The sequence below is a fragment of the Paenibacillus sp. J22P143 genome (genome assembly GCF_059692035.1).
This window is the reverse complement of record NZ_JCAUAQ010000007.1, coordinates 55,120-72,564: the sequence shown is the minus strand read 5'-3', so window position 1 is coordinate 72,564 and position 17,445 is coordinate 55,120. Positions and strand designations below refer to the sequence as shown.

4 protein-coding genes are annotated in these 17,445 nt (G+C 45.2%); all 4 read left to right on the top strand.

Annotation, left to right across the window (positions count from 1 at the left end; all coding sequences use genetic code 11):
• The first annotated feature begins 282 nt into the window (after positions 1 to 282).
• The 4 genes from AC58PQ_RS13650 (at position 283) to AC58PQ_RS13635 (ending at position 17,436) form a co-directional block, all read left to right on the top strand.
• Positions 283 to 4,950: an Ig-like domain-containing protein gene (locus AC58PQ_RS13650; protein ID WP_497242469.1), complete on the top strand. Its 4,668-nt coding sequence runs from the start codon at positions 283 to 285 to the stop codon at positions 4,948 to 4,950.
• 72 nt (positions 4,951 to 5,022) lie between these two features.
• Entirely contained in the window at positions 5,023 to 6,669 is a 1,647-nt protein-coding gene (locus AC58PQ_RS13645) for an S-layer homology domain-containing protein (RefSeq protein WP_497242468.1), read from the top strand.
• Positions 6,670 to 6,719: 50 nt separating this feature from the next.
• A complete protein-coding gene (locus AC58PQ_RS13640) occupies positions 6,720 to 11,819 on the top strand; it encodes a right-handed parallel beta-helix repeat-containing protein (protein ID WP_497242467.1) in 5,100 nt (1,699 codons plus the stop codon).
• A gap of 748 nt (positions 11,820 to 12,567) precedes the next feature.
• Entirely contained in the window at positions 12,568 to 17,436 is a 4,869-nt protein-coding gene (locus AC58PQ_RS13635; protein ID WP_497242466.1) for an Ig-like domain-containing protein, read from the top strand.
• Positions 17,437 to 17,445: the final 9 nt, after the last annotated feature.

Sequence of the window (17,445 nt, the reverse complement as noted above, 5' to 3'; positions counted from 1 at the left end):
CTCTGTTTTAGTAATTAGTGAACAAATGTATGAAAAGAGAACTGCTTGTTCACTCGAAAATGAACTTTTTAATGAGATAAGAAGTTCATTTATGCAGCCTAATTGCTTACAGTTAGGAGATAGGAGGTGAACGAAGCAGTTGTTGAATTAATAATGGAGGCGTTTTCAATAGAGGGAGATTTCTCTTCAGTCAGGTAAATCTTCTCGCCGAAGCGCCGATTGTCGTGATTCGTATATTACGTATGTCCAAAGTTAGCATTCGGAAGGGGTATGTTCATTCTTATGAGAAGAACAATGTCTGCATTTTTGGCGTTCTGCCTACTTTTTTCAATGGTTACGTTTACAGCTTCTGTATCGGCAACAGTAAGCTCTAATGTCCAATTAAACTACACAGACCTCGAATTAAACCTTAGTAATACTTATGAAACGCCATTATATGCTACTGTAGGTGCTTACACCGAGCCAAGCGCAAATGGAAAGGTTACTTGGTCAAGCAGTAATCCAGCAGTGGCTACAGTTGACTCAAACGGCAGAGTAAAGCCGATCGGTGTAGGTTCAACAGTCATTACGGCTACACACGTAAGTTTTCCTAGTGAACCCGTAACATGCGATGTTACCGTTTATTCAACTACCAGCAATACCTTTTATTATGTGTCGTCAAATGGTTCAGATGCAGCTGCAGGTACAGAAGCTGCACCATTTAAGACCATTCAAAAAGCAAGAGATACGATTAGAGCGCTTCCTGTCATTCCAAATGGGGGAATTACAGTTATTCTAGAAGATGGAAAATACTTCGCGCCAGAAACGATCACGTTCACGCCTGAAGACAGCGGAACCCGGGATAATCCGATTATATATAAAGCGCGAAATGCCGGAAAAGCGATTATCACAGGTGAAGTTCCGATTACAGGGTGGAGCAAAGCGGCGGACTCGAGCGAGATGTCCTCTCTTGCCCAGGGCAAAGTATATGTTGCCGACGTAGGAACGGGATGGAGATTTCATGATCTCTACGTAAACGGCGAGCGTCAGCAGGTGTCCAGATCCTATAACTCGAGTGAATGGCGTTCTTGGCCTCTTTTCAAAGGCAGGGCTCCTATTTCTTATGATCCTGTCAAAGGGACGAAAGTCGTATTCGGAAATGGTGAACTGGACGGGCTGAATGGAAAGCAAGATGTAGAGGTTGCGCTGCTGCCAGTGATTTACTGGAACAGTATCCCTGTTCTCAAATCTATAGATCCGGCAACGAAAACCGGTTATTTGCAATCCAAAGTGCCTTCCAACTTCTGGACAGATCATTTTGAATATGGCTACTATAATATTCTGAACACGCTGAAATATTTGGATCAGCCGGGCGAGTGGAGCGTCGACAGCCAGACAGGCAAGGTTTATTACTGGCCTAAAGATGAGAACTCCATAAATACAGATCAGATCGTTGCGCCGAAACCCTATGAGCTATTGAAGCTTCAAGGGGACAAAGTGGAACAAAATTTCGCCAATCTGGTCCAATACCTTACCTTCGACGGGATCAGCTTCGAATATACGGACAGACTTCCTGAGAACGAATTTCCTAGTGACTGGATTATTCGAAATGCCGAAAATCCGGATGCGGCTATTTACCTGGATGGAACTAAAAACATTAAAATCATCAACTCAAGCGTTAAGCATTCCGGATCTTACGGCATTACGGTTAACCACTACGGGCAACGCAACGAGATCATTCACAATCAACTGAGCGATCTTGGCAGCGGCGGCGTTCAGTTCATGGGTTACGGCGTAGGAACAACGGATGTCAACAAGAACAATACAGTGATGTTTAACTCCGTTTTCAAAATGGGCGTCGGCCCTTATCAGCATTCTCCAGCTATTAGCGTGTTCGGCAGCGGTAAAAACACCTTGGCCTACAATTATATTGCAGGCGCTCCTTATGCGGCGATTTCAATTGTAGGTACAGACGAGAACTCCGTCAGCGCAACCAACCCGAACAAACGGGCGGCATACGATCTGTTCGGAGAAACGAAAAATCAATACGGCATTCGATTTAATGAGTTGGATCAACTTCCAGCTTCTGAGAAAGACGGCGTGAACGGCGAATATTTTTCTATTGCCAAGCTCGCTCAAAAATATCAACACTCCGAGCGCAACGTAGCGGAGTACAACATTCTAGAAGACTATTCTCAGTCGATGGATGATGGCGGTGCACTATATTCCTGGTATAGCGGTCTTGGAAATGTGTACGCTTATAATATTTTGAAGGAACAGCTACAGGGAGCAAGAACGTGGGTATTCTGGTTGTATATGGATGATCGCGCGATCGGATATACGCTAGAAAACAACCTTACCAGCGGTAATTTTAACGCAACGATCGATAAATCTTTTGCACCATACTCGAATCGGAGAATCAATAACACCTATGCAGCTTATCCAGCCGTACCGGCAGGTTACGATGCGCAACGTCAAAAAATATTGAACGACGTTCAGCGAATGGTCGGCGGGTATGCCCTCCCTGGGTCGGAAACGCCGACAATTATTCAACCTGTCGATGGGGACACCAAAGCTCCGATGCCAACCACCATTCATTGGAATACGGTTCACAACGCGTCGGCGTATAAGCTCGAAATTGCAACGGATGCCAGTTTCACAAATATTGTGAAAACGATTGATACATCATCATCGATTGTTACCATTAATGATCTTAATTTTAATACGAAATATTATAGTCGCGTCACTACTCGTGAGTATTTAGCGCCTCCGCAAACGAGTAGCGTCACAACCTTCACAACCGATGTCCAGAAAGCGCCGACGGTTGTTCCGCAAGGGTTCTCTGTCATCAATAGTTTCGGTGCTGTTCTCACGAAGTGGAATCCGATACCAAATACGTCGGTCAATGTATACAGAAAAGGCGAGAATGACGCTGATTTTGTAAAGATAGCAGCAAATATTGCAGGAAACGGCTATTTAGACAGCAATGTCACAGAGAAAAAAACGTATTCCTATAAGATTGCTGCCGTCACCACGGCTGGCGAGGGCCCTATGAGCGATCCGATCACTTATTCCACGTTAGCGCAGGAGATCCTATTTAGTGATACGTTCGATACTTCGATTAGCGATCTCTGGACAGATCTTAATGGAACTCCTGTGAAGAATACGCCGGCCAATGCGGTAGTTACGGACGGACAGTGGATTCCGGCGGGCAACTGGAGGGAGTATTATGTGGGGGTAGGTAACTCCCAATGGAAAAACTATGCGGTTGAAGCCGACATTACCTTCAGCGGGCTTCAGGCAGGGGCGGAAGCTTATTCCGGATTTGGTCTAATTACTAGAGCGAGTAAAACCGGATCTAGCGGTAAATTATTTTACCAATTCATCGTTCGTTCCAATAATACGCAGTACGAATTCCTTAAAAGTAACGCCGGTAATTGGACGACATTTCTTTCTGTAAACAATACTAGCAAACCTGCTGCAGGTACGTTGTTCAAAATGAGATTCGAGAACGAAGGGACCATTGTCCGTATCTATTTGAATGGTGTTCTGATCGGTGAAACGACGGATAGTTCGTTTGCAAGCGGCGGGATTGGAATTGGATACGGCAGGGATAACATTAAGATCGATAATGTTCGTGTTCTCAAACTAAAGGATTACGCCGTAACGCTGAGCCAATCACCGAACGGATCGATTTCTTCGACGGCGACAGCAGGCAAAGTGACAGCAGGTCAAAACGTAGAGTTTACGTTTGCCCCTGCCAACGGCTACAAGGTCAAGAAAGCGTTCGTCAATGGTAATGAAGTCGGGTTGGCCAATGGCAAGTACTTGGCAGCCAATGTGCAGGCCGATCTAATCGTAACGGCGGAATTCGAAGCTGCTAATGATCTTGTGAGCATAACAACGCCATTAGACATTACTGATGCAGCGAACGGAACGGCGAAGACGGCAGCAGCCCTCGCATTGCCAACCACAGTCGCTTTGGTAACCAATAACGGAAATATAAACGCCAACGTGGCCTGGGATGTAGACGCAGCAAGTTACGATCCTGCGAAGAAAGTTTCGCAAACTTTCACTGTCAATGGAACGGTGACTTTGCCAGTAGGAGTGGCAAATCCAAACAGTGTACCATTGACAACCAGCATCCGAGTAACTGTCAAAGCCGGAATGGGAGTCCAATTAACCGGTCCGGCATCCGTACAAAGCGGGCAGCCTATCAGTTTGACGTACACTTTGATGAATGTCACTACGAGTGTTTACGCCCAGGATCTGACCATTAACTATGATCCGGCACAATTGCGCTTTGTATCTGCGGATTCACTCGTTAACGGATTTTCAATTGTGGGTGACTCAGTTGTTAACGGGACAGTAAGGCTGCTTGCAGCAGCAGCAGGATCGAATGGCACTGTTACAGGAACAAAGGACATGTTCAAGCTGAACTTCCAGGCTCAGCAGGTGAACCAGTCAGTGAGCAGTGCCGTTTATGTGACGCAATCTGTCGTTGCTGATCTGAATGGCGTTGAAACGCCATTAAACAGCTTTTCAGTCTATAATGTTCAGGTTACAAAACAGGTTGTAGACAAAACAGCGCTGAATACGGTGATTGCAACCGCACAGACGACGGTCGATAACGCGATAGTTAGCTCGACACTATGGGGACATTATCCACAGAGTGCAGTCAATGCGTTAAATGCGGTGCTCAGCAACGCGCGTATAGTTGCCAATGATGTGACTGCTACGCAGGCACAAACGGATCAGGCTGTAGCTGATCTAAACACAGCGATCGTTACATTTGCTGGAGCGGTAAACACGACCGCAAACGTAGGCGACTTGGCCCGATTGGCGGGTAGTTACGGAGCAACTAGCAGCCGTCCAGATTGGCGTTTGCTGCAAATGTATGACTTAAATCACGACAACAAGTTGGATATTATTGACCTGGCAGCTTTGGCCAGAAAAATTCTTGGACAGTAATTTCTTGAACGGGAGAATGTGAGGGAGGAAGCCATTCCTTCCTCGTATTCTAACTTGGAAGGATGGATTCTCTTGAAATACAAATTGCTTAACTTGATGCTGTTGTTATGCTTGGTTTATGTCTTGCCGCAGACTGCGTCAGCTGCGGATCATAGCCCTAACTTTATGCTAGCGCTTAACAACAGCAATCCTAAATCTGGGGATTTGATACAGGTTACGGTGTCGGGGAAAGATGTAACCGATTTATATGCTTACGAAGTCACTTTGGAGTTTGACTCCGCACATTTGACATACGACAAAGCCAGCTGGATAGCTTCGACATCAGGTTATTCGGTAGAGCCGATGGTTTCGGGTAACCAACTTATTTTTGCGTTTACGAAAACTGGAAGCAGCCCGGGAGTTAATGGGAATCTGGAGTTGGGTACGATACCTTTTAAGACGAAAGGCAACGGCCTTGCGAACATAACGCTAAAGAGCGTAAAAGTGGTAGATTCACAGCTTGGCTCCACTACGGTGCAGACATCGAATGTACAAGCTTCTGCGATGATTTCGGCAGTTGCACCACCGGTTACCCCACCGGTAACACCGCCACCTGCATCAACAGACTACAGTCCAACGAAGCATGTCGTGTTAGTTAACGACATCAGCAAGCCAGCGGAAAACGGCAAAGTGAACATTTCCGTCAGCGGCGATGTGAATTCGATCGTCCTTCCAGCTAATAGCGGCAATCTGCTCGGCAATAATAAGCTCTCGATTCAAACAGACAAACTTACGCTGGATCTTCCTCCGGAGGTTCTCGAGCAATTGGCGAGCAAAGTATCTGGGGATGAATTGCAGGATAGCACAATCGAACTGAATGTTACACCAATGTCCGATGCAGATGCGAAACTTTTGTTGAATAAAGGACAAACCTCAAGTTCGGCTCAGCTGCAGTTGTCCGGACAAGTTCTCGAATTCAGCTTATCCATGGTCAAAAAAGACGGAACAGTGTTGAAATTGTCCAACTTCGATACGCCTTTGACGATCTACTTGAAACTAGCTGAGGGTTTTGACCCGAAGCTGACTGCGATCTATTACATCGCTGACGATGGTACGCTGGAATACATTGGCGGAAAGTATGTGAATGGTGAGATGGTTGCGCAAATCCATCACTTCAGTAAGTATGCATTGTTAGAATTTAAAAAATCGTTCACCGACGTTCCTTCCAGTCACTGGGCATGGGCATCGATTGAAGAATTGACAGCTAAACAAATCATTAACGGCACGAGCGCGAATACGTTTGAGCCTGATCGTTCGGTAACGCGCGCCGAATTTACGGCAATGCTCGTGCGCGGGCTAAATTTAACGCAAGCAGGCAGTCAGACGTTTGCCGATGTAGTTCCAGGTGAGTGGTACGAACAGCCGATCTCGATTGCGGTAAAGGCAGGTATCGTTACCGGCAAGACCGCCGATTCATTCGTTCCGAACGCGCTGATCACGCGTGAAGAAATGGTTACAATGGTGATGCGTGCATACGCGATCAGCCATGGCGCACAAGCAGACATTACGAAGGTTTCCTCGTTCAATGACGAAGCAGATGTGGATTCATGGGCACTGCCGTACGTGCGGGAGGCTGCTTCTCTGCAGCTGATCAGCGGTCGCGAAGAGGGCAAATTCGAGCCAAAAGGTCAAACAACACGGGCCGAAGCGGCGACGGTTTTGATGCGCATTTTACCGTAAGCAAATAAACGTTTAAATGAAGTAGATTTAGCAACGAAGGGAGCTATACAATGACAATTTTTTTTACAAACGGTATCAAAGGATCGGCTTTGGGAAGGAATGGTAATGGGATGATAAAGAGCAAAGCAGTTTCTGCATCTCTTGCATTTAGCATGATATTTTCAGCGTTTACTTGTACAATTCCAGTTTCGGCTGCAGAAACACCCACTGGTAATTACTATGTTTCTACCTCAGGAAGCGATATTACAGGCGATGGTTCAATTGAAAATCCTTTTGCATCCATTGAAAAGGCTAAAAACGCAGTAAAAACCAACCTTGCAGCAGGGTTAACTAAGGATGTGCATGTCTACGTAAGAGGTGGAACCTATTATTTAACTGATGCAATAAAGCTTGATGAAACAGATTCTGGCAACAATGGATTTAAGGTTATTTATTCAAGCTATAATAATGAAAATGTAAGTATAGTCGGAGGCAAACCGATAACAGGATGGACAGATACCGACAGCAACGGCATCTACGAAGCTGATATCACAGGAAGAAACAATTTCTGGGCTCTATTTGACAATAGTGTGCGTCTTACCAATGCAAAGGCAACGAACTGGCAGAGTATTGCAGTGGCTGATAAAAGTCATTTACAGGCAAGCTACGGTAATGCCACCAGTTGGTTTGGTGAAGTGTTAAAAGTAAATACCCTTAGTGGCTCGTCTGTTACAACAGATATTGCAAAGGGCGCATACAGTGGTAATCTAGAGTATTTACAGGGTGCAAAGGAATATATTGATCAACCCGGAGAATGGGCTATTTCGGCCAATACACTTTACTATAAGCCTCTTGACGCTTCCGATTTGACCGGTCACGAAATCATTGCGCCTACAACCGACAGGATCTTCTACCTTAAGGGTACAGAGGCAAACCGTGTAAAGAACATTATTATTCAAGGCATGAATCTTACAATGAATGATTTTGGCGCAAATCTAATTGCACATGCTGGTCATAATGGCGATCAGACAGCCGAATATCCTGATAATCTCAAAGGACTTGTTGATCTTGATTATACGGAGAATATTGAGGTTCGTGATTCTAAATTGACAAATGCCGGTTACATGGGAGTTGTCATCAATCATTATGGTCAGAACAACACGATATATGGCAACTACATTGAGGATACTGGCTATGCAGGAATGTTTCTTATTGGTGAGAATCCGGGAAGTTTGAAATATTTTAATAAAAACAATGTGATATCCAACAATGAAATTAAAAATGTAGGCAAATTTGTTGGGCACGGCTCAGGCATCTATTTAATGAACAGCGGAGAGAATCAGATCACCCATAACAACATTTCGGGCGTTCCGCGTTATGGCATCTCCATGAAAGGTATCCGTTACGGCGTTTTTGCAGCAAATGGCGTTACTGGTGTTCCGTTTGAGGATCACTATAAGTACAATCAGACAACAAGAAATTATATCGGCTACAATACGATCTACAACACAGGTATGCGCTCTGGTGATGGCGGCGGTGTCGAAGGATGGGGCATCGGCAGAGATAACCGCATTGATCACAACATCATTTATAATGCATATCGAGGTGTGGCAACCACGGGATGGAGAGGTCACAGTATTTTCACGGATGATGCAACGCATCATACCATGGTGACCAATAACATCGTATATGATGAAAATGCTGTTGCTGTAAATGCGGGAACGATGATGAAGAGTATATCCAACTATGTATCGAACAACGTATTTGATATAGGTTACGAATATAACGGCGCGGTAAACGTTGGCCCATACATTGAACCGTCTGGCGGCATGGTATTTGAGAAGAATATTGTCTATTCCGATGCTCCAGGAACTCTGAATTCAAACGGTACATGGAGCAATACAGGAAATGGCGATAGAGTCATGCTGAAGTTTGATGATGGTTCTTATAATGTATCCGGAACGAAAGCTCTTGAATCTATGGGAACTATGAATAAAAATGTATATTTCAATAAGTTGGGTGCACCAATCTTCCAGATTATTGGCCAAAACCTGAGTCTGGACCAATGGAAGTCAGCTGCCAACAATACAGGTAAATATGATAAGGATAGCGTACTTGCAGATCCGAACTTCAAAGATACGGCAAACAGAGACTACCGATTGAATGCTAATTCTCCTGCATTTGCACAGGGAATTCGTTCTATTGAGTCAAGCAAGATCGGACTTCTTCCTGATTATAAGTTTGCAAGCAACGATAATGTTAAAACATTGTTTATAACTGCAACCAATAACACGCAGTCAGCGACAGCACTTCCTGTTGGGAGAACTGTTCAGCTTGCGGTTTACGCAAGAACTGTAAAGAACTATGCACTTGATAATCTGACGGGTGTAACATTCTCAAGCAGCAATCCAGGGGCAGTTACTGTTTCTAATACGGGTCTTGCAACGGCCATCGGTAACGGTGCGGCAATCATTACTGCAAGCTACGGAGGAAAGACAGACAGTTACACCGTTTATGCTGGGGATACGCCAAATGCGATTGAAGCAGATAATATTGCGCTTAAGATTACAAAGAATGAAGCTGCTCTCGTTAATCCAATGATAAAAACGGCAGGCGGTAAGATGTTAGGCGATGTAAACTTCGTTTATAGTGCAGTTGATCCTTCCATTGCTACTGTTGATGCAAGCGGAAGAGTAGAAGCGAAGAAAAATGGTACTACTGCAATCGTAATTACGGCCAATGTTTCGGGTGAGACACTCACGAAACAGATTACTGCGAAGGTAACAGACCCATCGATTATAACACTCGAAACTCCGCAAGGCTTTACGGTAACCAATAGTATTGGTGCCGCTCTAATGAAATGGGATCCGATTAATCCGCTTACAAACACAAAAGTTAATGTGTATCGTAAGGGTGAGACGGATCAGGACTTTGTGTTAATAGCTCAAAATATTGTTGGGAATGGATATCTCGACAACAGTGTTGAAGCGAATAAATCCTATACTTATAAAGTTTCAGCAGTGAATACACTTGGCGAGAGTCCTCTAAGTGATCCAATCAGTGTTACGATTCTAGGACAGGAAATCATGTTCAGTGATACTTTCGACACCTCGATTAGCAGTCTCTGGAAAGATCTTAACGGTGCTGCTGTGCCGGCGGCCAATGCGGGGGTCACGAATGGTCAGTGGGTACCAGCGGGCACTTGGTCGAGTGGCAATTGGAAGGAGTACTATGTGCAGTTGGGCAACACCCAGTGGAAAGATTATGCGGTTGAAGCAGACTTTATCTTCAACGGGCTTCAGGCAGGGGCGGAAGCTTATTCCGGTTTTGGTCTGATTACTAGAGCCAAGAAAAACGGTTCCACTAATAATTTTTACCAATTCATTATTCGCGGAAATAATTACCAGTATGAATACCATAGAAAAGACAGTAATTGGGTCATGCTTAGTGCTGTCAACAACGCCGCTAAACCGGTTGCAGGAACGACGTTCAAAATGAGAGTGGAGAACGTGGGCAACATTCAACGCGGCTATCTGAATGGTGTTTTGATTAGCGAAACGTCAGATTCTGTTTTTACAAGCGGCGGGATTGGCATTGGATACGGCAAAGAATTGATTCGAGTTGATAATGTTCGAGTCGTTAAGCTTAAGGATTATGCCGTAACCATCAATCAAGCAACGAATGGAACCATAACTTCAAATGCGGTAAATGGAAAAGTAACAGCAGGAGGAAATGTTGGGTTAACATTTACACCTGCTAATGGCTACAAGGTAAAAAATGCCATTGTAAACGGAAATGTAGTTAGTTTGACAAATAACAGTTTCACGGTAACAAATGTGCAGGGAGATTTATCAGTAACAGCAGAATTTGAACCTAATAGCAAGACACTTATGAGTATAACAACACCCGCAGCAATCACAGGCGTAGTGGACGGAACAGCTAAGACGGCAGTTGCGCTTGGTTTACCTTCTGTTGTAGGACTAATTACTGATTCAGGAAGTGTGAGCGCCAATGTGACATGGGATGTAGGTGCTTCAAGCTATGACCCATCCAAGAGGATTGAGCAGACATTTACTGTAAATGGAACAGTGACTTTGCCGGCAGGAGTGGCAAATCCAAACAGTGTACCATTGACAACCAGCATCAGTGTAACTGTCGCTGCTGGAAAAGGAGTTCAACTAACCGGTCCGGTATCGGTAGTAACCGGGCAATCTATTAGCTTAACGTACAGCTTGGTGAATGTCACTACGAGTGTTTACGCCCAGGATCTGACGATTAGCTTTGAGCCGGGACAATTGCGATTTATATCTGCGGAGTCGGTCGTGAATGGTTTTTCAGTTGTGGGTGAATCTGACTCTATTGGGACTGTAAGATTGCTTGCGGCAGCAGCAGGATCGAATGGCATTGTTACGGGAACAATGGACGTTTTGAAGCTGAACTTTCAGGCTCAGCAGCTGAACCAATCAGTGAGCAGTGCTGTTTACGTGACTCAATCTGTCGTTGCTGACGTTTATGGTATATTAACGCCATTAAATAGTCTTTCTGTCTACAATGTTCAGATTAATGTTCAGAATGTGGACAAAACAGCGCTGAATGCGGGGATTGCTGCCGCACAGGCGCTAAATAGCAGCAGCTACACAGCGGCATCCTGGTCTTCACTGCAAACCGTTTTGACCGCAGCCGTCAATGTAAGAAATGACGCGAATGCTTCGCAGGTTCAGGTGGATGCGGCAGCTGGAAATGTGCATGCAGCCATAGCTGGACTTGTATTGAAAGCGGATATGACTGCACTAAATGTAAAAACTGCAGAAGCACAGACGGCAGTCGATACAGCCAAGGTCAGCCCGACACTATGGGGACATTATCCACAGAGTGCAGTCAATGCGTTGAAAGCAGCGCTTAGCAGCGCGCGTACAGTTGTCAATGATGCGAATGCCACGCAGGCGCAAGCAAATCAGGCTGTTATTGATTTGAACACAGCGCTGGTTACATTTGCGGCAGCCGTAAATACTACTGCAAGGGTAGGTGACTTGGCTATATTGGCAGGTAATTATGGAGCAACTAGCAGCCGTCCGGATTGGTCTTCGCTCCAAATGTATGACTTTAATAACGACAACACGTTGGATATTGTCGACCTGGCAGCTATGGCCAGAAAAATTCTTGGACAATAAACTTGTAACGAAAAACTGGACAGCTGGCATATAGCCGCTGTTCAGTTTTTTATTAATCCATAGGTGGGGCTTATTTTGGTAATTACAGAACAAATGCATGAAAAGAGAACTGCTTGTTTTCTCGAAAATAGAACTTTTTAATGAGATAAGAAGTTTATTTTCACACCCTAAATATTTACATTTAAGAGACGGGAGGTGAACGATGAAATTGTAGAAAGCGTTTTCAATTAATTAATACCCCTAATATCGGCGGATGTATTGAAGGATAGCATCGCTTTGACGATGGTACGCTGGAATACATTGGCGAAAAGTATGTGAATGGTGAGATGGTTGCGCAAATCCGTTACTTCAGTAAGTATGCATTGTTAGAATTTAAAAAATCGTTCGCCGACGTTCCGTCCAGTCACTGGGCATGGGCACGATTGAAGAATTGACAGCTAAGCAAATCATTAACGGCACGAGCGCGAATACGTTTTAGCCTGATTGTTCGGTAACGCGCGCCGAATTTACAATGCACTCGTTTATGCATCGTCAAACAATGGATTCACTGCAGGGACTGGTGAAGTTATTAGCAATACGGCTAATCAAATCACCTTTAAGTGGCCGCTATTAGTAATGGATGCGTTTTCAATCGGGGGGATTTCTCTTCACCCAGGTAAATCTTCTCGCAGAAGCAGCGATAGTCGTGACTCGTATATTAACGTTTATGTCCAAAAGTTAGTATTTCGGAAGGGGTATGTTCATTCTTATGAGAAGAACAATGTCTGCACTTTTAGCGTTCTGCCTACTTTTCTCAATGGTTTCGTTTACAGCTTCTGTATCGGCAGCAACAAGCGCTAACGTCCAATTAAACTACACAGACCTCGAATTAAACCTTAGTAATACTTATGAAACGCCATTATATGCTACTGTAGGTTCTTTTACTGAGCCAAGCGCAAATGGTAAGGTTACTTGGTCAAGCAGCAATCCAGCAGTGGCTACAGTTGACTCAAACGGCAGAGTAAAGCCGGTCAGTGTAGGTTCAACAGTCATTACGGCTACACACGTAAGTTTTCCTAGTGAACCTGTAACATGTGATGTTACCGTTTATTCAACTACCAGCAATAGCTTTTATTATGTGTCGCCAAATGGTTCTGATACAGCTGCAGGGACAGAAGCAGCACCATTTAAGACGATTCAAAAAGCAAGAGATACGATTAGAGCACTTCCTGTTATTCCAAATGGGGGAATTACAGTTATTTTAGAAGATGGCAAATACTTCGCGCCAGAAACGATCACGTTCACGCCTGAAGACAGCGGAACCCGGGATAATCCGATTATTTATAAAGCGCGAAATGCCGGAAAAGCGATTATCACAGGTGAAGTTCCGATTACGGGGTGGAGCAAAGCGGCGGACTCGAGCGAGATGTCCTCTCTTGCCCAGGGCAAAATATATGTTGCCAACGTAGGAACGGGATGGAGATTTCATGATCTCTACGTAAACGGTGAACGTCAGCAGGTATCCAGATCTTTTAATACGAGTAACTGGCGTTCTTGGCCTATATTCTATGGCAGAGCTCCAATTTCGTATGATCCTGTAAAAGGGACGAAAGTCGTATTCGGGAACGGCGAGTTGAACGGTCTTGAAGGGAAGCAGGATATTGAGGTCGCGCTGTTGCCCGTCATGTACTGGAACTCGATCCCTCTTCTCAAATATATAGACCCGGCAACTAAAACCGGTTATTTGCAATCCAAAGTGCCTTCCAACTTCTGGCCGGATCATTTTGGAACAAACGAAGGCTACTACAATATTCTGAACGCTCTCAAATATTTGGATGAGCCGGGCGAGTGGAGCATCGACAGTCAGGCAGGCAAGGTTTATTACTGGCCTAAAGATGCGAACTCCATAAATACAGATCAGATCGTTGCACCGAAACCTTATGAACTACTGAAGCTTCAAGGGGATACTGTTGAACAGGGGTTCGCCAATCTTGTCCAATATCTCACTTTCGATGGGATCAGCTTCGAATACACGGATAGACTTCCAGAGACGGAGTTTCCTGATGACTGGATTATTCGAAATGCTGAAAATCCGGATGCGGCCATCTACCTGGATGGAACTAGAAACATTAAAATCATCAACTCCAGCGTTAAGCATTCCGGATCTTACGGCATCACGGTTAATCACTACGGGCAACGCAACGAGATCATTCACAATCAACTGAGTGATCTTGGCAGCGGTGGCGTTCAGTTCATGGGTTACGGCGTGGGAACAACGGATGTTAACAAAAACAATACCGTGATGTTTAACTCCGTTTTCAAAATGGGTGTCGGCCCTTATCAGCATTCACCGGCTATTAGCGTGTTCGGCAGCGGTAAAAACACGTTGGCCTACAATTATATTGCAGGTGCTCCTTACGCCGGAATTTCAATTGTAGGAACTGACGAAAACTCCGTCAGCGCAACCAAACCGAACACTCGCGCGGCATACGATCTGTTCGGTGAACGGAAAAATCAATACGGCATTCGATTCAATGAGTTGAATCAACTTCCAGCTTCTGAGAAAGACGGCGTGAACGGCGAATATTTTTCAATTGGCAGGCTTGCTCAAAAATATCAGCACTCTGAGCGCAACGTAGCGGAGTACAACATTCTGGATGACTATTCTCAGTCAATGGATGATGGCGGCGCTCTGTATTCCTGGTATAGCGGTCTTGGAAATGTGTATGCTTACAATATTTTGAAGGAACAGCTGCAAGGCTCCAGAACTTGGGTGTTTAGACTCTATATGGATGATCGCGCCTTAGGGTTTACTCTTGACAGCAACCTTACTAGTGGGAATTTTAATGCAACCATTGATAAATCCTTTGCACCTTACACGAATAAATGGATCAACAACACCTATGCAGCTTATCCAGCCGTACCGGCAGGTTACGATGCACAACGTCAAAAAATATTGAACGACGTTCAGCGAATGGTCGGCGGGTATGCCCTCCCGGGGTCGGAAACTCCGACAATTATTCAACCTGTCGACGGGGATACCAAAGCTCCGATGCCAACGACCATTCATTGGAATACGGTTCACAACGCGTCGGCGTATAAGCTCGAAATTGCAACCGATGCCAGTTTCACAAATATTGTGAAAACGATTGATACATCATCATCGATCGTTACCATTAATGATCTTAATTTTAATACGAAATATTATAGCCGAGTCACTACTCGTGAGTATTTAGCGCCTCCGCAAACGAGTAGCGTCACAACCTTCACAACCGATGTTCAGCAGCCACCGACGGTTGTTCCGCAAGGGTTCTCCGTCATCAATAGTTTCGGTGCTGTTCTCACGAAGTGGAATCCAATGCCGAATACGTCGGTCAATGTATACAGAAAAGGCGAGAATGATGCTGATTTTGTAAAGATAGCAGGAAATATTGCAGGAAACGGCTATTTAGACAGCAATGTCGTAGAGAAAAAAACGTATTCCTATAAGATTGCTGCCGTCACCACGGCTGGCGAGGGCCCTATGAGCGATCCGATTACCTATTCCACATTAGCGCAGGAGATCCTGTTTAGTGATACGTTCGACACTTCGATTAGTGATCTCTGGACAGATCTTAACGGAACCAAAGTGAAGAATACACCGGAAAATGCGGTAGTTACGGACGGACAGTGGATTCCGGCGGGCAACTGGAGAGAGTATTATGTGGGGGTAGGTAACTCACAATGGAAAAATTATGCGGTTGAAGCCGACATTACCTTCAGCGGGCTTCAAGCAGGGGCGGAAGCCTATTCCGGATTTGGTCTGATTACTAGAGCAAATAAAATCGGAACGAAGAAACAATTCTACCAATTTATCGTACGTTCAAATGATAAAAAGTACGAATTCGTTAAAACTAACGCTGATGTTTGGACGACATATTTTACTGTAAACAATGCAGGCAAACCTGCTGCAGGTACGTTGTTTAAAATGAGATTCGAGAATGAAGGGAACCTTGTTCGCACCTACTTGAATGGCGTGCTGATCGCTGAGGCGACGGACAGTTCGATTCCTAGCGGCGGGATCGGGTTTGGTTACGGCAAAGATAACATTAAGATCGATAATGTCCGTGTTCTCAAACTGAAGGATTACTCCGTAACGCTTAACCAATCAGCGAACGGATCGATTTCTTCGACAGCGACAGCAGGCAAAGTGACAGCAGGTCAAAACGTAGAGTTTACGTTTGCCCCTGCCAACGGCTACAAGGTCAAGAAAGCGTTCGTCAATGGCAATGAAGTCGGGTTGGCCAATGGCAAGTACTTGGCAGCCAATGTGCAGGCCGATCTAATTGTAACGGCGGAATTCGAAGCTGCTAAAGATCTTGTGAGCATAACAACGCCACCTGCCATTACTGATGCAGCGAACGGAACGGCGAAGACGGCAGCAGCCCTCGCATTGCCAACCACAGTCGCTTTGGTAACCAATAACGGAAATATAAACGCCAACGTGGCCTGGGATGTAGACGCTGCAAGTTACGATCCTGCGAAGAAAGTTTCGCAAACTTTCACTGTGAATGGAACGGTGACTTTGCCAGTAGGAGTGGCAAATCCAAATAGTGTACCATTGACAACCAGCATCCAAGTAACTGTCAAAGCCGGAATGGGAGTCCAATTAACCGGTCCGGCATCCGTACAAAGCGGGCAGCCTATAAGCTTGACGTATACTTTGATGAATGTCACTACGAGTGTTTATGCCCAGGATCTGACCATTAACTATGATCCGGGACAATTGCGATTTGAGTCTGCGGATTCACTCCTTAACGGATTCTCAATTGTGGGTGACTCAGTTGTTAACGGGACAATAAGGCTGCTTGCAGCAGCAACCGGATCGAATGGCACTGTTACAGGAACAAAGGACATGTTCCAGCTGAACTTTCAGGCTCAGCAGGTAAACCAGTCAGTGAGCAGTGCCGTTTATGTGACGCAATCTGTCGTCGCTGATCTGAATGGCGTTGAAACGCCATTAAACAGCTTTTCAGTCTATAATGTTCAGGTTACTGTTCAGCCTGCAGACAAAACAGTGCTGAATGCGCAGATTGCAGCTGCACAGGCGCTTAATAGCAGCAACTATACAGCGGCATCCTGGACTTCGCTGCAAACACTTTTGACCGCAGCAGTCAACGTAAGAGATGACGCTAATGCTTCTCAGGTTCAGGTGGATGAGGCAGTTGGAAATGTGCAGGCAGCAATAGCGGGACTTGTAATAAAAGTGGATAGGACAGCATTAAATTTGAAAATTACAGAAGCACAGACGGCAGTCGATACTGCAAAAGTTAGCTCGACACTATGGAGACATTATCCACAGAGTGCAGTCGATGCGTTAAAAGCGGCGCTTAGCAGCGCGCGTACAGTTGCCAATGATGTGACCGCTACGCAGGCGCAAGCGGATCAGGCTGTTATTGATTTGAACACAGCGCTGGTTGCATTTGCGGGAGCCGTGAATACGTCTGCAAGTGTAGGCGACTTGGCCAGATTGGCAGCTCATTATGGAGCAACCAACAGCCGTTCGGATTGGTCTGATATCCAGATGTATGATCTTAACCAGGACAACAAGTTGGATATTAGCGATTTGGCAGCTTTGGCTAGAATAATTCTTGGATAATAAGCTTGT